Below are 22,648 nucleotides of genomic sequence, written 5' to 3'. Positions count from 1 at the left end.
CGGATCAAGCGAGATTACTTGATGATCTTGGTGACGGTACCGGCACCGACCGTGCGTCCACCCTCACGGATGGCGAAGCCGAGGCCCTCTTCCATCGCGATGGGCTGGATGAGGTCGACCTTCATCTCCGTGGTGTCGCCGGGCATGACCATCTCGGTGCCCTCGGGCAGCGTGATGACGCCGGTGACGTCGGTGGTACGGAAGTAGAACTGCGGGCGGTAGTTCGTGAAGAACGGGTTGTGACGGCCACCCTCCTCCTTGGAGAGGATGTAGGCCGTGCCCTCGAACTCGGTGTGCGGGGTGACCGAACCGGGCTTGACGACGACCTGGCCGCGCTCGACGTCGTCACGCTTGGTGCCGCGCAGGAGCAGACCACAGTTCTCGCCGGCCCAGGCCTCGTCGAGCTGCTTGTGGAACATCTCGATACCCGTGACCGTGGTCTTCTGCGTCGGGCGGATGCCGACGATCTCGACCTCGGAGTTGATCGCGAGGGTACCGCGCTCGGCGCGGCCCGTGACGACCGTGCCACGACCGGTGATGGTGAAGACGTCCTCGATGGGCATGAGGAACGGCTTGTCCTTGTCACGCACCGGGTCGGGGATGGACTCGTCGACGGCCTCCATGAGCTCGACGATCGACTCGACCCACTTCTCGTCGCCCTCGAGAGCCTTCAGACCCGAGACGCGGACGACGGGGGCGTTGTCGCCGTCGAAGTCCTGCGAGGAGAGGAGCTCGCGCACCTCGAGCTCGACGAGCTCCAGGATCTCCTCGTCGTCGACCATGTCGCTCTTGTTCAGCGCGACGAGCAGGTAGGGAACACCGACCTGCTTGGCGAGCAGCACGTGCTCACGCGTCTGCGCCATGGGACCGTCGGTCGCGGCGACCACGAGGATCGCGCCGTCCATCTGGGCGGCACCGGTGATCATGTTCTTGATGTAGTCGGCGTGGCCGGGAGCGTCGACGTGCGCGTAGTGGCGCTTCGGCGTCTCGTACTCGACGTGCGAGATGTTGATCGTGATACCACGCTGGCGCTCTTCGGGAGCCGAGTCGATCGACGCGAAGTCACGCTGCACGTTGGTGGCCGACGGGTACTTGTCGGCGAGCACCTTCGAGATCGCGGCGGTGAGCGTCGTCTTACCGTGGTCGACGTGCCCGATGGTTCCGATGTTGACGTGCGGCTTGGTCCGCTCGAACTTGGCCTTGGCCACTGGGTCCTCCTCAGGACATTCGTGTAGAGGGTCCGGGCGCTGGATTGCGACCGGTCTTCTACGGGGATGGTGTCAGTCTAATCGACTGGGTCTGTATTCAGTTTGGGCGGATGCCGGGAACGCGGTGTCCCGGCATCCGAAGGGTCACTCGCCCTTGTTCTTCTGGACGATCTCGTCGGCGACGGCCTTGGGGACCTCGGCGTACGAGTCGAACTCCATCGAGTACACGGCGCGGCCCGAGGTCTTCGAGCGCAGGTCGCCGATGTAGCCGAACATCTCCGATAGCGGCACGAGGGCGCGGACGATCTTGATGCCCGAGCCGTCCTCCATCGACTGGATCTGGCCACGACGCGAGTTCAGGTCGCCGATGACGTCGCCCATGTACTCCTCAGGGGTACGCACCTCGACGGCCATGAGCGGCTCGAGGATGACCGGGTTCGCCTTGCGGACGGCCTCCTTGAAGCCCATCGAACCCGCGATCTTGAACGCCATCTCGGACGAGTCGACATCGTGGCTGGCGCCGTCGAGCAGGATCGCCTTGACGCCGACCATGGGGTAGCCGGCGAGCGCGCCCACGTTCATCGCGTCCTGGAAGCCCTGGTTGGTGGGCTCGATGTACTCGCGCGGGATGCGGCCACCGGTGACCTTGTTCTCGAACTCGTACGTCTTGTCCGCCGTGACCTCGAGGGGCTCCAGCGCGAACTGGATCTTGGCGAACTGACCCGAACCACCGGTCTGCTTCTTGTGCGTGTAGTCGTGACGCTCGACGGCCTTCTTGATCGTCTCGCGGTACGCCACCTGCGGCTTGCCGACGTTGGCCTCGACGCGGAACTCGCGCTTCATGCGGTCGACGAGGATGTCGAGGTGCAGCTCGCCCATGCCCTTGATGACCGTCTGGCCGGTCTCGGGATTGAGCTCGGTGCGGAAGGTCGGGTCCTCTTCGGCGAGCTTCTGGATCGCCGTGCCCAGCTTCTCCTGGTCGGCCTTGGTCTTCGGCTCGATGGCGACCTCGATGACGGGCTCGGGGAACGTCATCGACTCGAGGACGACGGGCGCGTCGACCGCGGCCAGGGTGTCACCGGTGGTGGTGTCCTTCAGGCCGATGACGGCGTAGATGTTGCCCGCGGTGACCGAGTCGACCGGGTTCTCCTTGTTGGCGTGCATCTGGAAGATCTTCCCGATGCGCTCCTTCTTGCCCTTGGTCGAGTTGATGACCTGCGCACCCGACTCGAGGTGACCCGAGTAGACGCGGATGTAGGTGAGGCGACCGAAGAACGGGTGCACTGCGACCTTGAATGCGAGCGCCGCGAACGGGTCGTTGGCGTCGGGGTGACGCTCGATGATGATCTCCTCGTCCTTCGGGTCGTGCGCCTCGATGGCGGGCACGTCGAGGGGCGACGGGAGGTAGTCGACGACCGCGTCGAGCATCGGCTGCACGCCGCGGTTCTTGAATGCCGAACCGCAGAGCACGGGGTAGAGCTCGCCGGCCACGGTCAGCTTGCGGATGGCGCCCTTGATCTCGGCGACAGAGAGCTCCTCGCCGCCGAAGTACTTCTCGAGCAGGGCCTCGTCAGACTCGGCGACCGTCTCGAGCAGCTTCTCGCGGTACTCCTCGGCACGCGTCTGCAGGTACTCGGGGATCTCCTGGACCTCGTACTTGGCGCCCATGGTGACATCACCCTTGGCGTCGCCGGGCCACACGAGGGCCCGCATCTCGACGAGGTCGATGACGCCGATGAAGTCGTTCTCGGCACCGATCGGCAGCTGCAGCACGAGGGGCTTGGCGCCGAGGCGGTTCACGATGGTGTCGACGGTGAAGTAGAAGTCGGCGCCCAGCTTGTCCATCTTGTTGACGAAGCAGATGCGGGGGACGTCGTACTTGTCGGCCTGACGCCAGACGGTCTCGGACTGGGGCTCGACGCCCTCCTTGCCGTCGAAGACGGCCACGGCGCCGTCGAGGACGCGCAGCGACCGCTCGACCTCGACCGTGAAGTCCACGTGGCCGGGGGTGTCGATGATGTTGATCTGGTGCTTGTTCCAGAAGCAGGTGACGGCGGCCGACGTGATCGTGATGCCGCGCTCCTTCTCCTGCTCCATCCAGTCGGTCGTCGACGCACCGTCGTGCGTCTCACCGAGCTTGTGGTTGACACCCGTGTAGAAGAGGATGCGCTCGGTCGTCGTCGTCTTGCCGGCATCGATGTGCGCCATGATGCCGATGTTGCGGACCTTGTTGAGGTCGGTGAGCACTTCTTGTGCCACGGGGTGTCCTTACTTGTGGTGTGACGGATGTCGTGGGGTGGCCGGTCGGGGAGCACCCGACCGGCCACCGAGACGCTGACGATTACCAGCGGTAGTGCGCGAAGGCGCGGTTCGACTCGGCCATCTTGTGGGTGTCTTCACGGCGCTTGACCGCGGCACCCAGGCCGTTCGAGGCGTCGAGGATCTCGTTCTGCAGACGCTCGGTCATCGTCTTCTCACGACGACCCTTCGCGTAAGAGACGAGCCAGCGCAGCGCGAGCGTGTTGGCGCGGTGCGGCTTGACCTCGACCGGAACCTGGTAGGTCGAGCCACCGACGCGGCGGCTCTTGACCTCGAGGGTGGGGCGGACGTTGTCGAGCGCCTTCTTGAGCGTCGCGACGGCATCCTGGCCGTTCTTCGCCTCCACGCCCTTGAGCGCGTTGTAGACGATGGCCTCGGCGATGGACTTCTTGCCGTCGACGAGGATCTTGTTCACCAGCTGGGTGACGATCGGAGCACCGTAGACCGGGTCGTTGACGACGACGCGGCGGGGTGCGGGTCCCTTGCGAGGCATCTCACTCAGCCCTTCTTGGCGCCGTAGCGGCTACGGGCCTGCTTGCGGTTCTTGACGGCCTGGGTGTCCAGGGCGCCGCGAACGATCTTGTAACGGACACCGGGGAGGTCCTTGACACGGCCTCCACGGACGAGCACGAGGGAGTGCTCCTGCAGGTTGTGGCCCTCGCCGGGGATGTAGGCGGTGACCTCGGTGCCGTTGCGGAGCTTCACACGGGCGACCTTGCGCATCGCCGAGTTCGGCTTCTTGGGCGTGGTGGTGTACACGCGGGTGCAGACACCCGCCTGCTGGGGGTTCGACTTCAGGGCGGGGGCCTTGGTCTTCGAGACCTTGGGCGAGCGACCCTTGCGAACCAACTGCTGAATGGTTGGCACGTTCTCTCCTTGTCGGTCCGGGCTTCTCTCTCGATCGGCCCGGGTGCTGCACGGTGACAGCGGTCGTGGTTTCACCACAGATCCACCGGCGCGCCGCGATCGCGTCGTGCTTTGGTGTGGTGGATATGCCGTGGGGGCGGCCTGTTCGCAGACCGATCCCTTCGTGTCGCTCGTCGCACTCGGTATCCGTGCCGGGGCACAGCGCAAGGCACGCGTGAGCGCACACCGTCCAATACTACGCCGTATGACGGAACCGGGCAAACGGCGCCGGGATGTCGGGGTTCGCGGGGTCGCGTGCCGGGCATGGAGTCGCCATGCCGACGTCATGCGCACACAGGATCGGCGGTTTCCGTCGTCGCATATCGTCGCTTCCCGCTTCCATGGCAGCGACCTGCGCCGACGAAATCACCCGCTGCAGCGATACGCGCCGACGAGACGGGGGACGCGGGGTCAGTGGGTGATGCGGCGCAGGTGGAACTCCTCGTCGCCGAGGAAGAACCGCTCCCCCGCGTCGAGCTGCCCGCCGGGCTCCACCTCGACCTCGTCGCCCATGAGGGTGCGCACGAGGACGCCGTTCGTCGATCCGAGATCGGTCACGATCCAGGCGTCGCCGCGCTGCTCGATGCGCGCGTGGGTCTTGGAGACCGTGCGCGCATCGTCCTGCACGGCGACCAGCTGCGCCGTCGGGAAGGCGGCGTCACCGGCGGGGCGACGCCCGAGGATGACGACGGATGCCGTGAGCGGCACGGGCGACCCGGTGGCGGGGACGAGTTCCCACGTCGCGCGCACCGCGCGGCGGGCGAGGACCGTCTCGTCGATGTCGTCGTCGGCATCGTCGCGCGCACCGACGCGGGTCGTGAGGTCGTCTTCGTCGGCGAGCCGGTGCTGGGCCGACACGGCGCCGGCGGCCGAGCGCGGAGCCCCCGCCGTCGGCGAGCCGGCGACCGCAGAGACCTCACCGGAGAGCTCGGGGAAGCCATCGGCGTCGTCCTCGACCTGCGCGCGCCGACTGCGCAGCGGGTAGGAGGGCGCCGCGTCGTCCTCGGCCGCGGCACCCTGCTCACCGGGGAACGGGGCCACGACCCGCCCGGAGACGTCGTCGGCACCGCCGCGGTCGACCGTCCGCGAGGCGGGCACGCGGGTGACGGGAGCGGGCGGGGGCGGTGCGTCGTTGCCGGCGCGGATGCCGGGCACGAAGGCGATCGGCCCGGGGTCGCGACCGACGGGCGGGGCGACGAACGGGCGGCCACCCGCGGAGCTCGGCGGGAAGGGTGACGGGTAGATCGCCGACACGTCATCGACCTCGGAGGGCCAGTCGCCGTCGACGAAGGTCCCCTCGGCGCCGGAATCCGACGCCGGCACCCCGGGCGCAGCGGAGGTGGGCGCTGCGGCAGACGTGGGCGCTGCGGCAGACGTGGGCGCTGCGGCAGACGTGGGCGGCGCCGCGGACGTGGGCGGCGCCGCGGACGTGGGCGGCGCAGCGGAGGTGGGCGGCGCAGGGGTGGTCGGGGCGGGACTCGTCGGGGCGGGAGCCGCGGCGGCCGCGCGGCTCGGCGGGGCGGGGATCGTCGGCGCAGGACTCGTCGGCGCGGCACTGGGCGCTGCGGCTCCGGCCGCGGGGTAGCCCGTCGGCGCGGGGCCCGTCGACGCCGAGCCCGGGGCGGGGGTGCGCGGGGACGTCTCCGGAGGTGTCCATCCCGAGTTCGACGCGGGCGGCGGCGCGAACGGGGCGTACGCGGGCGCCGCCGCCGCCGGGGCGTCCGAGGGCAGGGGCGGGACAGGCGGCACTGCGCTTCCACCCCAACCGGCAGGGGCGGAGGTCGGAGCCGGCCCGGCGCCGTACGCAGGTGCGGATCCGTCGGGCGAGATCACCCGCGCCTGCGGCGCCCCGGCCTGGGGTTTGCGCGCCGGGGGGTTCCCGGCCTGGTGCTTCGCAGACGGCGAGTTCCCCGCGGCACCCGCACCGCGCCCCGACGACGGGCGCGGCGTGGCCGGGGCGACGCCGGCGGGGCGCGCGCCCAGCCAGCGGGCGGGGCCGAAGCCGAGGATGCTGGCCCAGATCACGAGCGCGAGTGCGGCGACGACCGTCATACCCGTGCCGTACCCGAAGCCCGAGTTGATGCGGTGCGCGCTGATCACGATCAGGACGAATACGACGACGTTGGCGATCGGCAGGAAGCTGAGGAGGACGAGCCAGGGACTGAATCCGCCCCACTTGAGGATCACCGCGAGGTTGAGGACGGGAACCCAGCCCTTCCAGGCATCCTCACCCATCTTGCGGAACATCGCGGCGAAGGCGAGCGCACCCCAGACGTACAGCGCGATGGAGATGACGACCGACAGCAGCGCCAGGAGGGCGACGAGCGAATTGTCGACGGGTGGGTTCATGCGGTGTGCCGCGGCGCGGTCCGCGCGCGGCGCCCCCTCTCGGTGTGCGACGAGGACCGGCGGCGGCCCTCGGGGACGAACGATCTCAACGATAGGGCCGCGCGCACGCGCTGCCAGCGTGTTTTCGCGAAACCGCCGCGCTCGGCGTCGACGATCTCCCAGAATCGGGTTGCGTCGTCGTCGGTCACGACCTCGGTGGAGAAGACCGCCGCATCGGCGTCGCGGGCGAGGGTCTCCGCCGCGGGCGCGTCGAGCGCCGCCGCGATCTCGGTGCGCGTGGCCTTCGCGGGGCCGCGTCTGCCGGCGTCGGCGGCGGCGTCGAGGTACTCCTCCCAGCCGCCTGCGATGCGGTCGGCCGCGGCATCGGCGCGGCGCCGGCCGCGTCGACGGACCGCCTTCGCGATGAGGACGAGGAGGAAGGGCGCGGCGACGATCAGGAGCGCGCCCAGGCTGATGCCGGCGATGCGCAGCGTCGTCCACAGCCACGCCAGGTCGACCTCGTCGGGGCGTTCGGGGCTGGCTGCGGCATCCTCCTGCGCGGGCTTGGGCGGCTGCACCTCGTCGACCGTGTCGGGGCGGACCTCGGTCCCGATGGTGGGGTCGGGCTGTGCGGTGACCTCCAGGCTCGGCGCCTGCGTGTGCTGTGGAGTCACGTCGACCGGGATCCACGCGCCGTCGGCGTTGCGCACCTCGACCCATGCGGACAGATCGGCCGACCGGCATTCGCCGTCCGTGCAGACACTGAGCGCCGGGTCGTCGGAGGCGAGGCGCGCCCCGACCACCACGCGCGCGGGGAACCCGAGCTCGCGCGCGAGCAGCGAGACGGCGACGGCGAACTGCTCGTCGTCGCCGATGGCGGCGACGTAGTTGTCGGATGCCGCAGCGCGCGGATCCTGCTCGCGCTCGAGCAGCGCCGTGAAGAGCTGATCGATGCGCGCGAGCGAGTGACCGGCGGCGCTCGGCACGAAGGTCTCGACGCCCGTGACCGTGAGCCATTCGCTGTCGGCATCGGTGAGGGCGTGGCTCAGGTACCCGCGTTCGCGCAGGAGCGTGACGAGCCCCTCGAGCGCGGAGCCGCCGGTCCCCGAGACGTGCGCCTCCATCCACGTGCGCAGGCTCGCGGGGGCCTCCGGGCCCTCGCCCGCGTCGCCCGGAGAGACGGCCGAGCCGAGCGCCGACGGCGAGGCTTCGGACCCGTCGACGCGGTAGCGGTCGCCGGATACCCACGGGGTGGTCTGGACCGCGGCCGAGAGCGCGTCGTTGACGTAGAAGCCGTCGGCGAGCGCCGCGGCGCGCGAGCCCGAGAAGCGGACCTCCGACAGAGCGCCGGCCGTCGGCATCCAGATGCCGGAGAGGTCGCCGATGTCGACGGTCATCTCCACCCGTGCGCCCTCCCCCGCGCTCCGCGCAGACGGAAGGCGCACGAAGCTCGACGAGTCGGGACCCGTCCCCGTGCGGTACACGGCGCCGTCGTAGTCGTCGAGGACGGCGAGGCGGACGCGATCGGGCAGCTGCGATCCGGCGACGGAGAACTGGCGCTGCTCGATCGTATCGTCGGCGAACAGCGCGCGATACGCGGCGAGCGGGCTCACCGCCCGGGAGATCTCCAGGCGCGGTCCGGTCGCCTCGCGCAGCACCGTGCGGTCGGCCGACGCTGCGGCGGCCGGCACGACGAGCGCCGCCGCCGTCGCGACGGCGATCATCGCGGCCCCGAGGCCCAGGCGCCGCGCGTCGGCACCGGCGACGCGACGCAGGCGCACCCCGCTCTCCGCCGCGCCGCGGCGGAGAGCGCGCACCCGCTCGTCGCGACTGCGCCACGAGAGCCACAGCACGCCCGCCGCGAGCGTGCCGAGGCCGACCGCGGTCTCGACCGGCGCGTTCAGCGTGATCGGGCCGAGGCGGAGGGGGGCGCTCACGTCGGTGCGCCCGAACAGCAGGCCGAAGCCGGTCATCGCGATGCCCACGGGGACGGCGGCGACCGCAAGCGCGTCGTCGCGCCACGACAGGAGGAGAGCGAACGTCGTGCCGACGAGGAAGACGACGAGAGCGGGAACGAGCAGGTTGCGGTACGCGCCGACGGGCAGTTCGACGGTCAGCAGGTCCTTCCAGCCGACCACGAGGCCCGCGCCCAGTTCGCCGAGGCCGCGGATGAACGAGGGCGCGTCGGCGGTGCGGGCGGGGACGGCGAGCGGAACGCCGGCGACCAGCACGGCGAGCGCGATGAGACCGACCGCGACCCACCCGCTCAGGTTCCGCCAGCGGACGAAGGCGGCGATCGCCGCGGCGAGCACGGTGGACACCGCGACCAGCAGGAGGAACTCACCGGAGCGGTAGATCGGCCACGCCGCGATCGCGGCGAGCACGACGACGATGCCGACATACAGGGACCCCGCGACGATCCGCCTCATGACGAGGCCCCCCGCAGCAGGAGCCCCGCGAGGTCCTCGAGGGTGCCCACGGTGACGACGGTGAGCGCTCCGAGCACCTGGGTGCGCGGGTGCGCGCGCTCGTCGCAGACGATCGCCAGGGTGGCCGCGTCGGCGGGGAAGGCGAGCGCCGCCTGACGGAGCTTCGCGACGCCGACCTGAGACCCGGCGACCATCACGGCGATGGAGAGGGCCTCATTGGCTTCGGCGGAGAGTCGGCAGACGTCGGCCAACGCCATCGTGTTCGCGAGGCGGTCGACGCCGCTGAACCCGTCGAGCACCGCCCGGGGGGCCGCCGTCGGGATGTGACGGATGGCGCGGAGCCGGCCGCGGACGACGCGCGGGATCTCGGCACCCACGACGATGTCGAGGTCGCGCGCGTCGTGTACGGCACGGACGGACAGGGATGCCGCGGCGCTCACGGCGAGCTCGAATTCGGCATCCGTGGCGAACTCGTCGGCGGCGAGACCGAGCACGACCGCCATGCGCGAGCGGCGCGACTCCTCGTACTGGCGCACCATGAGGCGGCCGGTCTTCGCGGTCGACTTCCAGTGCACCTGACGGCGCGAATCGCCGGGCACGTATTCGCGGATCGCGTGGAAGGACATGTCCGCGTCGACGAGCCGCGTCGTCGGGCTGCCGTCGAGGTCGCGGATGAGGCCCGCGCTCGAGGACGGCACGGGCACGGTGCGCGGGTGCACGTACAGGTCGTGGGCGTCGTCGAAGGCGTGCTCGCGGCGGAGGAGCCCGATGGGGTCGGAGCGGACGGTCGTGGCAGGGCCGATCCGCACGATGCCGCGGGGCTGGGGCGGCAGCTCGAGCTGCTCCTCCGATGTGGCCCCGGCACGCAGGAGCGGCACGCCGAACTCCACGAGCCCGGCGCCGACCGGCACGTCGATGCGCCCCGGAAGCGCGACCCGACGGCCCGAGTTGCGCACGGCCACCGTCGCGCGGACGCCCGTGCCGGCGACGATCCGCTCATGCCCGAGCGACAGGTCGACCTCGTAGGTGCGGGTCTGGAACAGGAACGGGATGCTGAGGACCAGCAGCACGAGCGCGGCGACCCCCGCGACGAGGGCTTCGACCCATCCGAACGCGAACCCGGCGATGAGGCCCGCCGTCGCGGCGACGAGCGCGAGCACGCCCGCCGGGCGCACCGTGCGGCGGAGCCAGCGCCACCCCGTCGCGAGGGCCTGGCCGGTCGCCGTCCATGCCCGCGAGGCCCGGACCGCCGCACCGACGAGGGCGCGGCCGCGCGCCGAGGTGACGGCGGCGGTCATCTCGGTCCGCTCGCCCGTGAGAGAGGCCGCCGACGTGCGGGTCAGCCGGGACTCGGTGAGGCTGAGGTCGCGTGGGCTCACGCACCCTCCCGGCGCGTGGGCGGCGTGACGTCGAGGAGGACCTGACCGATGACGGCCTCGGCGGTGACGCCGTCGAACTCGGCCTCGGGGTGGAGGATGAGGCGGTGCGCGAGCACGGGCACGGCGAGGCGCTTCACGTCGTCGGGCGTCGCGTAGGTGCGGCCCTGCGCGGCGGCGGCGGTGCGCGTCGCGCGGGTCAAGGCGAGGGCGCCGCGGATGCTGACGCCGAGGCGCACCTCGTCGGCCGACCGGGTCGCGTCGACGATGCGCGCGATGTAGTCGAGGACCAGCGCATCGACGTACACCTCCCCCGCGAGCTCGGACATGCCGACGAGCGCCCCGGGCGTGATGATCGGCGCGAGCTCGCCGATGGGCGTGGCGCCGCGATCGAGGATGCGGACCGTGGCGGCGTGGTCGGGGTAGCCGAGCGAGGTGCGGAGGAGGAACCGGTCGAGCTGCGCCTCGGGCAGCCGATACGTGCCGGCCTGCTCGACGGGGTTCTGCGTCGCGAGCACGAGGAACGGCTTGCCGACCGAGCGGGTTACCCCGTCGATCGTGACGTGTCCCTCCTCCATGACCTCCAGCAGGGCCGCCTGCGTCTTCGGGCTCGCACGGTTGATCTCGTCGGCGAGCACGATGTTCGCGAAGACGGGGCCTTCGTGGAAGGAGAACTCCCCCGACTTCTGGTCGTACACCGTGATGCCCGTGATGTCGCCCGGAAGCAGGTCGGGCGTGAACTGGATGCGCGTCGTCGTTCCCTGCACCGACTGCGCGACGGCGCGGGCGAGCGAGGTCTTGCCGGTACCGGGGACGTCTTCGAGCAGTACGTGGCCCTCGCTCAGCATCGCGGTCAGCACGAGGTCGACGACGTGGCGCTTGCCGAGCACGGCGCGCTCCACGTTGTCGGCGAGCGCCGCGAAGGTCTGCGCGAACCACGTCGCCTGGTCGGGGGAGATCGTCATGGGGTGTCCTCGGATGCGGGGGGATCGGCGGGGTCGGGAGCGGGAGGGACGGGCGTGCAGGTCGCGGACACGGGGATGCTCGCGCCATCGAGCTGCCACGAGCGCGCCGACCAGTCGACGGTCGCGGTGCCCTTCACGAGCGTCGCGGTCGCGGGCGCGACCAGCGGGTCGGTGCCGGGGGTCAGCTGCGCGCCCGACGCGTCGAAGTACTGGATCGACGCCGGGTCGAAAGTGATCTTCGCGAGGTTGCCCGTGGAGCTCTGCGACGTGCCGATGCGCTTGCCGCCGTCGCACGTCGTGATCGAGGCGCGCGCCTGCACCTGATAGGGCGCGTGACCGGATGCCGGGGTCACCGCCCCCCACGCGCTGCTCCACCATCCGAAGTCGTGGTCGTAGCGCACCCGGATGCCGGGGTCCTCGCCGAACCGGCCGCTCGGGAGGCCGTCGAAGGTGACGGTGTTGTCGTTCGGAACCGGTTCGGGCGATGTCGGCGTCTCGGTGATCCGCCACTCGGCACGGTCGCCGGCGACGACGGGCGTGCGCCCGACGATGAACGTGTAGTTCTTCGGCGCGTCGCCGCGCTGGATCGCACGGACCTCGGCCTGCGTGGTGGCGGTCGCGAAGACAGTGGCGCCGACGCGCGACTCGACGCACATCGTGAAGGTGTACAGCCGCCCGTCGGGGAGACCACGGAAGACGGCGCGGTCGCCGCCGGGCGATGTGACGCACGGCTGACCTTGCGGCACGATCCCGTACCGGAGTTCGGAGTTGTCGCCCCCGGCGGCAGCCGTGCCGATCGCGGTGATGTCGACGGTGCCGCCGCCGACATTGACGGGGGTGAGCTGCAGGTTGAGCGAACTCGGCGCCCCGACGCCGTTGGCGAGGACCGTCATGGAACCCACGCTCGACGACGGAAGCCCCGGCGGCGCCTCGAAGCGCGAGACGGGTGTCACGGTGACGGAAGTCGTCACGTTCGAGCCGACCCGGAAGGAGGGCACCGTGATCGTCGTCTCGCCGAGCGGCACCGCGACGGTCACCGACTCTCCGGCGGGGCTCGTCAGCTGCAGGGCGCGTGCGTCGGCGGCATCCACCCCCGTCAGCACGATCGAGGCGACCCCGCCGTCGGGGCCTGCCGGCACCGGGGTGGCGGTGCCTCCGGTCGGGGCGGCCGGCGGATCGTAGGCCCACGCGGTCGTCCGCACCGACTGCCGCGAGGGGCCGACCGGGTTGACCGCCACGACCTCGAACTGCCGCTGCTCACCGTTCGCGGACGCAATCGGCGCACACACACCCTGCGGCGTGCAGGTGCCGACGCTCTGGCCGCCCGAGCGCACCTCGAAGCCGGTGACGGCGGGGTACGACGTCTGTGCGGCGCCGGGGTCGACGCGGAGCGTCAGCGAGCCGTCGGCGTACGCCGACTGGGCGACCGAGGTCGGCGCCCGCGGGAAGCCCTGCAGGTCGACGGTGACCGAGCCGTCACGGCCCGCGGCGGTCTGCCGACCCTGCGCGTCGCGCACGGTGAAACGGGCGCCGCACGTCGCCCCGGGGCTGTCGTCGCTCCAGCTGACGGTGACGCGGGTCGGCGAGGAGACCACGAACGAGACCCCCGCGCACGTGCTCGTCGGCGCGACCGCGACGAGCTGCAGGGGGGTGCCGGGAAGGGGATTGACCTCGCCGGGCGTGCCGACGACCTCGATCGTGCACGACGATCCGCCGGCCTGGCTGCACTGCTGAGTCACCTGGCCGCCCTGCGGGAGGGTGGAGGGTGCCGCGCCGACCCGGAGCGTCAGACGCGCGGGCGCGACGTTCGCGTGGCTGGTCACCTCGATCGCGACGGTCTCGACACTGCCCGACGGGGCGTCGTCGCGGGCGCGTACGGTGAGGATCGAGCCCTCAAGCGTGAGGACGAACCCGCCCGGCGTTCCGCCGATGCGGTACGTGATCGGCTCCTCGCGCCCCTGCCAGGTCGTGATCCCGGTGAGGTCGAGGGTCTGCGTCGAACCGGGCGCGACCTCCAGCGCCGCCGGCGCGAGTGTCGGCTGCGGATCGGTGGGCGTCACCGAGACGGGAATCGTGAGCACCGTCCACGCCGTACCGCCGACGAGGCGCGCGGGGACGAGGCAGGAGTCGGACCACGGGGCGCCGGCGCCCGCCGTGTACCGGATGCCGGTGCCCGTGGTCGCTGTGCACGTCGCGGCTTCCCGGGCGCCCGACGCGCGGACGCCGTCCGGGTCGATCTCCACGGCACGCCCGCGCGGCAGCGCGACGAGGGTCGCGACGTCGGCATCCGCCTGCTCGTTCTCTGCGACCGTGATCGGAGGGATGCCGGAGCGGAGCGCCAACGACCCGTCGGTGGCGGAGGGGACCCGGAGGAACGCGTACGTCGTGATCGGGCCGTCGGCGGTCTCGCCGGTGACGGAGAACGGGATGATGCGCGCGTCGTCGGTCGGCGTCGCGCGGACCTTCGCGCCCGACACGCTCACGCCGCGGGCGTCGTCGCCGTCAGGATTCCACAGGCCGAGCTCGAGGTCGGACGCGTCGCCTCCCGACCACAGCACCTTGCCGCTCAGCACGTCGATGCCGGTCGCCAGGTCGTCGCGGTCGGCGGCGGTGAGGACGGTGTCGGCGACGACGGGGAAATCGGGCACCCGCTGCGACACGACGCGCACGACGAGCAGGCCCCGGGCGGTATTGCCCGACGACGACTGCACGTCGTAGAGGAAGGCCATGGTGCCCGGGTCGGTGCCGGCCGCGATCGTCACGGTGTCGTCGGTGACCGACTGGATGCGTCCGTTCAGGCGGGCGAACTCCTCGCTCGTCGAGCCGTCGAGCGTGAGTTCGGGCACGTCGGGGCGGACGGCCACGAGCGAGAGCTTGCCCTGCGTGGGGTCGAGGTCGTTCGCGAGCGGGTGCACGCGGATGACGCTCTTCTCCCCCGCCTGCACGTGCACGTAGTCGGTGTAGGTGATGGGGCTCGGGTTCACCTCCCCGCTCAGCACGCCGATGCGGACACTGCCCTCGCCGGCGGCGCCGAACGCGTCGATCACCCGGTACGTGAAGGTGTCCTGCCCGCTCGTGCCGACCGTGCTCGTGTAGACGATGCCGGTGCCGTCAGGCGTGATCGCCGCCGATCCGTGCGCGGGCTGGGTGACGATGCTGTCGAGGCGCACGACGTCGCCGTCGGGATCCATGCCGAACCCGTCGAACGGGATGGTCGTCGACAGACCGCTGCCGACCCGCCCGGACAGGCGCGCGGGAAGCGGGTCGCGGTTCTCGTCGTCGGAGACGACCCGCACGTGCACCGTCGCGATGTCGCCGAGGGCGGGCGAGCCCGTCGTGAAGGCGCGGTACTCGATCGTGTACTGCCCCGCCTCGGTGGGCGCGAGATAGCGGATGACCTCGCCCGAGGCGAAGGCGAGCGCGTCGGGCGTCGACGACGTGATCGACTCGGGGTCGAGGCGGGGGCGCCCGCCCGCGGCCGACACGTCGTTGTCGAGCACCGGGATGTCGATCTGCTCGCCGGCGCGCACGACGACGCCGTCATCGACCGTGATCGGCGCCGCGTCGGGCGGCGGCGGCAGCAGGTACACGGTCGCCTCGCCGACGACCTCGGCGCCGGCGTCGGTCGTGCCGTCGCTCACGCGGTACGAGACCGTGCCGAGCAGACCCGGCTCGCCGGTCGCCGTCGACCCGGACACGCGCAGCTGGCTCTGGCCGACGGCATCCGCCGTGAGCGACGACCCCGGGACCGCCCGGACGATGACGTCGCTGAGGAGGAGGACGCGGCCGGTCGGATTCGAGACCGCGGCGAGGACGTCGACCGTCGCGTCGGCCTGCGGGCGGACGAACGCGACGACGGGCGAGGTCGCGAGCTGCGCGGGAGCGTCGGACGGCAGGAGCGTGACGCGCGCCGTGCCGGTCGCTTCGAGCCCTCCGGCCGAGACCGTGAGCGCGACCCGGTAGGTGCCGGGGTTCGACGCGGCGAAGTCGAACTGGGTCGTCCCGCCGACGACCGTCGCGGTCGCGGCCGCGTCGTCGAGCACCCGCGCCGAGGTGAGGGTCTGCTGCCCGGCGGTCCCCGTCACGTGCGGAGCGACGTCGATCGTGAGGCGCGAGCCGGCCGTGTCGACCACGGAGAAGGACTGCACGCGCGGCTGCGCGCCCTCCCGCACGCGCACCGGCAGCGCCTTCGTCGTCGTCGCGCCGCGGGCGTCGCCGACCGTGAGGCTCAGCGGCGCGATCTGGTCGCCGCCCCCGCCGCTGTTCGCGTGCTGGTAGAAGACCGTGCCCTCGGGGGTCGCCGCGACCTGTCCGCTGCCGGATTCGTCGACGGCCGACAGCAGGATGATGGGGTCGCCCTCGGGGTCGACCCAGTCCCCGAGCACCGGCAGCGTCACGGTGCCACCCGGGACGACCTCGGGCTGGGGCCACTCCTGCTGGCATCCGTCCACCCCGCACCACACCGGGGCCGAATTCTCCTCGGGGGCGGCGACGCGCAGCGACACCGTCGCCGGCTCCGACATGAGCCCGGCCTCCGCCGTGCCGTCCGACACGGCATAGGTGAAGGATGCCGTGCCCGACGCGTCGGGGGCGACGCGCACGGCGAGGCGCTGACGGTCGTCGGTCAGGGTGAGGGTGCCGAAGGCGGGGTCGAGCCCCTGCACCGAGGCGGGGTCGATCGCCAGCACGTCCTCGTTGGGATCGTGGTCGTTGAGGAGCACCGGCAGCGACACGAGCGCCCCGGGCCGCACACCGAAGGCGTCGTCGACGGCGACCGGCGGGCGCGGGTCGATGATGGCGGGAGGCTCTTCGGCGTTCGTCTCCTGGGCGGTCTCGATCGGCTCGTCGAGATCCCAGTTCTGGCTGGAGGGCACGAGGCGCCCCTCCGGCACGGTCCAGACCCACCCCGAGCGCGCGTCGTTGAGCACGAGATCGGTGCCGGCGGAGACGAAGACCGGGCGGCGCTGGTTCGGCAGCGTCAAGCCGGCGTAGTCGAGCGGCACGTCGCCGTTCGCCGAGTCCCAGAGCGTCCCGGGGCCGGCGCCCTCCGGCAGCCACGCGGCGTGCACCGTGCCGCCCTGCACGACCGGTCGCGCCGGTGTGCCGCGCGACGTGGTCCGATCGCCGAAGACCCGCTCGGGTCCCGCGTCGCCGGTCGGGATCCGCACGAGGCCGGTCTCGTCGGCGAGGTAGACGGCGCTTCCGTCCGGGTCGGCGCGGGAGAGCGCGACAGCGCCGGTCGTGTCGACCGAGGCGGCGTCGCGCGCTGCGGTCCAATAGGTGCCGGATGCCGTGTCGACGAGCACCCAGTCCTCGCCCGCCGCCGTGAGCGCGGGCGTCGCGAGCTCTGCGTCCCCGCGCACCGCATCGGTCGCCCGGACCTCGGTCGAGGCGATGTCGACGCGGATGACCGAGTGCGCTGCGGCGGAGTAGCTGAAGAGCACGCCGTCGGAGGTCACCGCGATCGCATCGGAGGTGTAGGGCGGCGTGTCGTCGTCGGAGTCGGATGCCGTGCGGTCGGCGCCGCCCGGATTCACCCGCGTCACCGCACCCGACGACAGCGTGCCGACGAAGACGGCGCCGACATCGGTGCGGTACGCGACGAAGTCGCCCGCCGTGTCGACCTCCTCCGTGCCCGCGGGCGCGGAGGTCGCCGTGCGGAGGCTCTCCGCGTCGAGGTCGACCGGCACGGCCTCGTCGATCCGGACGACCTTCGCGTCACTGTCGGTGAACACGTACGAGCCGGTGGATGCCTGCACGATGCGGCTCGGGTTGCTCACGGCACGCACGGTGTCGAGCTCGTCGATCGCGGTGTTGACGCGCGCGTACCGCAGCCCGTCGGCCTGCAGCACCCACGCCGTCGTATCGCGCGGCGGCGTGCGCTGGGCGTCGAGCCCCGGCCAGGCGATACTGACGCCCGCGACGAGGGCTGCGACAGCCGCGGTCGCCGCGACGCCGATGATCGTCGAGCGGCGCATCAGGTGAGCCCCACCCAGAGAGCGACGACACCGACGAGCGCGGCGACGGTCGCTCCGATGCCCACGAGCACCCACGGCCACACACGATGCGCGCGCTCGGGAGGTGTCGTGACGTCGGTGTCCTCATCGCGACGGCGCATCGTCGCCGCCGACGGCACGCCCGACCGGCGCCCCTCCGCGGCGACGCGCGAGCGCACCGGCCCGCGCGCCGAGCCGTCGGAGAAGTCGATCGCCTCGAGCGCCGGCACCCACTCGGTCGCGGGGACCTCGAGCGGCGTCGGGGCGATCTGTTCGCTCACCTGTACCGCTCGCACCGCGTTGCCGAACTCCTCCGCCGACCGGTAGCGCTGATCGGGGTCGCGCGCCATCGCTGTGGCCAGCACCTGCTGCAGCGCGTCGGGCACGTCGGGGCGGGGTACCGGCACGAACGTCGCCCTCGCGATGCGCCGACGCATCAGCTCACGCGTGTTCTGACCGCGTTCGCGCCGCTCGAACGGGCTGTGGCCGGCGAGCAGCGAGTACACCGTCGCCCCCAAGCCCCAGACTTCGCTCGCGATCGTGCCGCCGGTCTGCTCAGCCACCACCTCGGGCGCGCTCCACGGGATCGACATGGCGAGCACCTCGGCATCCGTCGACCGGATGAGCGACGAGGAGATGCCGAAGTCGGCGAGGACGGCCGAGCCGAAGCTGGTGATCAGGATGTTGCTCGGTTTGATGTCACGGTGGATGAGGCCGGCGCGGTGGGCCGACTCGAGCGCGCCGGCGAGCCGCACCGCGATCGCCATGACCTCGTCGACGGGCATGCGCTCGATGCGGTACCGCTGCGAGAGCGACCCCGGGCAGTACTCCATCACGATGTAGGGACGGCCGTCTGCCGAAATGCCCGCCTGGTACACCGTGACGATCGCGGGGTGGGCGGACAGGTGTGCGAGGACGTCGGCCTCGGCGTTGAACATACGCAGCAGGTCGGGGTCGTGCTCGTCGGCGGGCAGGACCTTGACGGCCACCTGACGACGGGGCATGTCCTGCTGATAAAGGAACACGTCGGCGAACCCGCCGGATCCGAGCGGGCGGACGTAGTCGAGTCCGGGGAGCAGGGGCGGCGCGGACGGCAGCCTGCGCGTCATGACACCCCTTAGTCGTCCCCGTCCCGCCCGTGCGGAAACCACGCCATGATAACAAGGGCGCGCACCCTCCCCCGACCACACGTCGCCCGGCGTCGGTCGCAGGGAGCCCGAGGTCAGAGCCCGGGGTCAGGGTTCGAGGTCAGAGTTCGGGGAGTCCCGCGTCACCGTTCGGGTCGAACGGCGCGTCGAGCGAGCGGGTGAGCTCCTCGAGCATCGCGGTGATCTGCGGCTCGACGTACTGACCCACGGCCGCCTGGATGCGCAGCCGGTGGTGCAGCAGCACGGTGCACACCTCGCGCCCGATGAGGTTCGCGTAGTCGTCGGCGAGGCCGACCTCCTGCCGGAGCGCGGCCTTCGCCTCCTCGCTCAGAGGCGGGAGGGCGGGGACGGCCGCGTCGACCTCGTCGGCGAGTCCGCCGATCGTGAACAGGAACGGCGCGCCCGGGGTGGGGTCGGGGTCGAGCGGCAGGCCCTCGAACTCGGGCTCGAGCCCCTCGGTCGGGCGGTAGCTGCGGGCGCGGTTGCGGGCGGCCTGCATGTCGAGCTCGGCCTGGAGCATCGGCAGGTTCCGCGACGTGTATTCGGCGACCGCGTGGTCGATGATCGTCTTGATACGGGTCGAGAGCCCGTGCTGCACGCCGTGCGGCACATCCGACCCGAGGCCGGCGGCCGAGAGCACGGGCGAGCCGAGGCACCGCCGACACGGTGCGACGCGTCCGCGGTGGGTCGCTGGCTCCCACCGGGGCAGCCAGCGCAGCCAGGCATCCACCGCCTGGCTCACCTGGGTCTCGATCGACCGCTCCACGGCATCCATTGTCGCGGGTTTCGTGCACGGACGGGGGATTTCACCTCGAGGCGCGGCGGCGCGGGCCTCGGGCACGGCCTCAGATCTCGTCGTCGTCGCGCTCCCACGGCCAGCGGGGGCGCGTCGCGCGGGTGCGGACGAGTGCCACGGCGATCCACGCGGAGATGAAGGCGGCGGATGCCAGGACCACCGCGAACCAGGAGGTCGCGAAACCCCCGACCGCCGCCGCAGCCCGGGCGGGGTCCACTCCTGCGCCCATCCCGCCGAGCAGCAGACCCCCGAGGTAGGCGAGGAAGGTCGCGACCAGCACGATCGCGGCGCCGCCGTACGTGGGCTGCGGGCGGCGCACGACGACCCAGGTCACGACCGCGAACGTGAGGGTCGCCGCACCCACCGCCACGGCGCCCGGCACCTGACCGAGGCCGGGGACGGCGAGGACATCGGCATCCGTCAGGAGGCTCAGCATGCCGAACGCGGCGACGACCAGCGCGAAGAACCCGATCGTCGTGAAGGCGACCGCGAGCTGCGGCGACAGGCCGCGCTGCGGCTCGGGCATCAGCCCTGCTGGATGCGCGGGCCCGCCTCGAGCGTGCGCTCGTACTCGCGCTGCGCCTCGACGTTGAGCTCGGTCATGCGCTTGCCGCGCGCGGCCACCCACTTGCCGAACCAGATCGTCAGCTCGCGTCCGAGGACGAACGCGACGATCGCGAGCGGGGCGAGCACCTGGCTGCGGACGAGGTCTTCGCCCTGGCTCGCCGTGAGCTGCCAGAACGGCGCCTGGAAGAGCTGCCCCAGGATGTGACCTCCGTAGGCGGCGACGCCGACGAGGAGACCCCAGAACACCCAGTGCACCCAGCCGCTGCGGTTGATGATCGCTCCGAGCAGCCAGAACGCGAGGTAGAAGACGACGACCGGCACCCAGAACCACCAGGTGGTGAGCGCCGCGAGCGCCTCGGTGCCGATGTCCGCACCGGAGATCTCGCCGTTCAGGGCGCGCAGGCCCAGCGCTGCGGCGAGGTAGAGGATGCCGAAGGCGACGGCGGCGATGAGGCCGATCGCGCCGGCGGCGGCGCGGTTGCCGCGGGGGCGGGGCGCCTCGGGCGCCTGCACGAAGATGGGCTGCGGCGTCGCGACGACGGTCGGCGCGACGGCCTGGGTCGGCGTGTCGTCCGCGTCGGAGCGCTCGGGCGTCTCGGTGACGGTGCGCGTCTCGGTCACAGACGTCGAATAGGCGCCCGGGACGTACTCCTCGTCGACCGGGTCGTCGTCGTACGAGCTGCCCGCGGCGGGAACCTTGGTCGCGTCGGCGCGCGTCGCGTCGTCGAGCTCGTGCTTCGCGCGGTCGCCGTGGTGCGGCAGGTGCGGGTGGCGGTCCTTCGCGGGCGTGTCGGATGCCGCGACGACGGGCACCTCGTCGGACGTCGCCTGCGCGGAGAGCCGGCCGTCGGCGCGTGCGGCGTCGAGGTCATCCACCGCTTCGGCGCGGGCCTCGGCATCCTCCTGCGCAGCTGCCTGCCGTGCCGCTTCCGCATCGGCGAGGCCTTCGTGGGCGCTCGCCACCGCCGCGTCGGCCGACGTCGGGGCGTCGTTCGCGGTGTTCTCTTCGACCGGCTCGCCGTACTTGGGGTCGCTCATGGCGTGTGCTCCTCACGCGGGACAGGTGCCTCGCACAGTGAGCGTAACGCGGGGTGCGCGCCGCGCCGCGGAGGCGTGCCGCCGTTTCGCGCGCACGCTCCCCCCCCCCCCCCTCCACCCCTCACTCCACCCTCGCTTCGCCGAGCGAGGAGCGCGGGAGAGCGGGGCGGGGCGGCGTGGAGGGCGCGCCGGGCGAGTGCGCGGGGCTCCCCGAGCGGATGCCTATCGTGGAGGGATGCCTCGACCCGTTCGCGCCCGTCCGACCTCAGCGATCGCCGTCGCCGGCGCGGTGCTCCTCCTCGCCGCGTGCGCGGGCACGCCGGCACCCGAGGGCTCGACCTCCGCCGGCCCCGCCCCGTCGGCATCCGCCCGGCCCACTCCGTCGGCGAGCGTGACGCCGTTCCCGATGGGGTCTTCGGTGTCGACCACGCCGCTCCCCGACGACCTTCCGCAGGGCTGCCGAGACATCCTCAACGACGCCGTGCTCGCCCAACTCGAAGACGTCCCGCTGAACGCCGAGGGGATGGCCGGCGGCATCCGTCCCGACAGCTCGCGCGTGTGCGTCTGGGGCGAGCCGGGCGCCGCGGCGACGCGCCTCACGACGGTGATCGGCTACTCCCCCGAGCGCGAGGCCCGCGACGCACTGTACGGCCTCTCCAGCGACGGATTCACCTGCTACGAGCCGCGTGGCGGCATCCGCTGCGAGAAGACCTGGGACAACCCCGACCTCCCCGTCGAGAACGGCCGGACGCTCTTCTACCGCGACGGCGTGATCATCGACACGCAGTACTCGAACCTCGCGCCGCGCGGGTACACCGACGCGATCATCGACGCGCTGTGGCCGGTCGCGCTCCCCGGGGCAGCGACGCCCGCGCCAACGCCCTGACGCGGGCCAAGCGGTGCGCGATTCCTGACACCGGCGAGGCGCCGGGTCGCCGGGTCAGCCGGGTCGCCGGGTCAGCCCCAGACGCGCTTCCCCGTGCGGTCGACGTATTCGCTCGGATGCCAGCCCGACTCGCTCGTCGACAGCCACAGTCCGCCGCCGGCTTCGATCGTCTCGATGAGGTCGCCGTCGCTGCGGGTGCAGGTCGTCCGCGTCTCGGTCGTCTCGCAGCCGAAGCCGGCGCCGGGGAGCGCCGCGGCGGCGATCGCCCCGGCATCCGGGGGCACGCTCGCGAACGTCGTCGACACGGTCCCCGCATCGGCGTGCCACGTGCAGGTGAGGGTCACCTGGGGCTGGAGCGCCGTGACCAGCGCCGTCGCGGTCGTGACGGGCGGGTCCGTCGAGGGCGTGAGGTTCGAGCCGTCCGCGGTGCGGAGCGTCGCCCACAGTGCGTCGTCGTAGAGCTGGGAGCACTCGGTCGGGGGCCCTCCGGCATCCTTCCCCTCGCCGGATGCGGCCGGGGCGGTCGTCGCGTCGTCGCGTCCGGCCGTGCCGAGCCAGGCGATGGATGCCGGGAGCATCGGCAACGCGAGGTACGCGAGCACCCCCACGGTGGCGAGGCATCCAAGGCCGACGACCCACGCGATGAACGCGTTCCGTCCCCCCACTCGAGCCATGCTCCCCACCCT

15 protein-coding genes are annotated in these 22,648 nt (G+C 72.1%); 1 reads left to right on the top strand and 14 read right to left on the bottom strand.

Features of this window, described 5'->3' with window-relative positions; translation table 11 throughout:
* Positions 1-14 precede the first annotated feature (14 nt).
* The 13 genes from tuf to AC3ENQ_RS03525 all read right to left on the bottom strand — a co-directional run bounded on the left by tuf (position 15) and on the right by AC3ENQ_RS03525 (position 21,076).
* The gene (tuf, locus tag AC3ENQ_RS03585; RefSeq protein WP_431801810.1) at positions 15-1,208 is read right to left on the bottom strand and encodes an elongation factor Tu; all 1,194 of its coding nucleotides are present in this window, start codon (positions 1,206-1,208) and stop codon (positions 15-17) included.
* A 144-nt stretch (positions 1,209-1,352) separates the two neighbouring features.
* The gene (gene fusA / locus AC3ENQ_RS03580; protein WP_431801808.1) at positions 1,353-3,467 is read right to left on the bottom strand and encodes an elongation factor G; all 2,115 of its coding nucleotides are present in this window, start codon (positions 3,465-3,467) and stop codon (positions 1,353-1,355) included.
* Positions 3,468-3,549: 82 nt separating this feature from the next.
* Complete coding sequence (gene rpsG / locus AC3ENQ_RS03575; RefSeq protein WP_018187368.1) at positions 3,550-4,020, bottom strand: 30S ribosomal protein S7; 471 nt, start codon at positions 4,018-4,020, stop codon at positions 3,550-3,552.
* Positions 4,021-4,025: 5 nt separating this feature from the next.
* Positions 4,026-4,394, bottom strand: a complete 369-nt coding sequence (gene rpsL / locus AC3ENQ_RS03570; protein ID WP_013584051.1) for a 30S ribosomal protein S12 — start codon at positions 4,392-4,394, stop codon at positions 4,026-4,028.
* Positions 4,395-4,844: 450 nt separating this feature from the next.
* Positions 4,845-6,782 carry a DUF5684 domain-containing protein gene (locus AC3ENQ_RS03565; protein ID WP_431801806.1) on the bottom strand — a complete coding sequence of 646 codons (1,938 nt, stop codon included), beginning with the start codon at positions 6,780-6,782 and terminating at the stop codon, positions 4,845-4,847.
* Positions 6,779-9,190: a transglutaminase-like domain-containing protein gene (locus AC3ENQ_RS03560; RefSeq protein ID WP_431801804.1), complete on the bottom strand. Its 2,412-nt coding sequence runs from the start codon at positions 9,188-9,190 to the stop codon at positions 6,779-6,781. The genes AC3ENQ_RS03565 and AC3ENQ_RS03560 overlap by 4 nt, the downstream gene beginning before the upstream one ends.
* Positions 9,187-10,569 (bottom strand): DUF58 domain-containing protein, encoded by a 1,383-nt coding sequence (locus AC3ENQ_RS03555; RefSeq protein ID WP_431801802.1) that lies wholly within the window; start codon positions 10,567-10,569, stop codon positions 9,187-9,189. The genes AC3ENQ_RS03560 and AC3ENQ_RS03555 overlap by 4 nt, the downstream gene beginning before the upstream one ends.
* Positions 10,566-11,531 carry an AAA family ATPase gene (locus AC3ENQ_RS03550; protein WP_431801800.1) on the bottom strand — a complete coding sequence of 322 codons (966 nt, stop codon included), beginning with the start codon at positions 11,529-11,531 and terminating at the stop codon, positions 10,566-10,568. The genes AC3ENQ_RS03555 and AC3ENQ_RS03550 overlap by 4 nt, the downstream gene beginning before the upstream one ends.
* Positions 11,528-17,509 (bottom strand): Ig-like domain-containing protein, encoded by a 5,982-nt coding sequence (locus tag AC3ENQ_RS03545; RefSeq protein WP_431801798.1) that lies wholly within the window; start codon positions 17,507-17,509, stop codon positions 11,528-11,530. Before AC3ENQ_RS03545 ends, AC3ENQ_RS03550 begins: the two co-directional genes overlap by 4 nt.
* On the bottom strand, positions 17,509-18,636 hold the full coding sequence (locus AC3ENQ_RS03540; protein ID WP_431801796.1) for a serine/threonine-protein kinase: 1,128 nt from the start codon (positions 18,634-18,636) through the stop codon (positions 17,509-17,511). The genes AC3ENQ_RS03545 and AC3ENQ_RS03540 overlap by 1 nt, the downstream gene beginning before the upstream one ends.
* 139 nt (positions 18,637-18,775) lie before the next feature.
* The gene (locus tag AC3ENQ_RS03535) at positions 18,776-19,441 is read right to left on the bottom strand and encodes a spermidine/putrescine ABC transporter substrate-binding protein (protein WP_431801794.1); all 666 of its coding nucleotides are present in this window, start codon (positions 19,439-19,441) and stop codon (positions 18,776-18,778) included.
* Positions 19,442-19,520: 79 nt separating this feature from the next.
* Positions 19,521-19,997, bottom strand: coding sequence for a DUF6121 family protein (locus AC3ENQ_RS03530; RefSeq protein ID WP_431801793.1), 477 nt, complete (start codon positions 19,995-19,997; stop codon positions 19,521-19,523).
* The gene (locus tag AC3ENQ_RS03525; RefSeq protein WP_431801791.1) at positions 19,997-21,076 is read right to left on the bottom strand and encodes an ABC transporter; all 1,080 of its coding nucleotides are present in this window, start codon (positions 21,074-21,076) and stop codon (positions 19,997-19,999) included. The genes AC3ENQ_RS03530 and AC3ENQ_RS03525 overlap by 1 nt, the downstream gene beginning before the upstream one ends.
* Positions 21,077-21,311: 235 nt before the next feature.
* Here AC3ENQ_RS03525 and AC3ENQ_RS03520 point away from each other — a divergent pair, with 235 nt between their 5' ends.
* Complete coding sequence (locus AC3ENQ_RS03520) at positions 21,312-21,962, top strand: hypothetical protein (RefSeq protein ID WP_431801789.1); 651 nt, start codon at positions 21,312-21,314, stop codon at positions 21,960-21,962.
* A 71-nt stretch (positions 21,963-22,033) separates the two neighbouring features.
* Here AC3ENQ_RS03520 and AC3ENQ_RS03515 read toward each other — a convergent pair whose 3' ends face one another.
* Positions 22,034-22,636, bottom strand: coding sequence for a hypothetical protein (locus tag AC3ENQ_RS03515; protein ID WP_431801787.1), 603 nt, complete (start codon positions 22,634-22,636; stop codon positions 22,034-22,036).
* Positions 22,637-22,648 lie beyond the last annotated feature (12 nt).

This window comes from Microbacterium sp. bgisy203, from assembly GCF_057706945.1.
The sequence above is the reverse complement of the archived record's forward strand: the minus strand, read 5'-3'. Positions and strand labels throughout refer to the sequence as shown.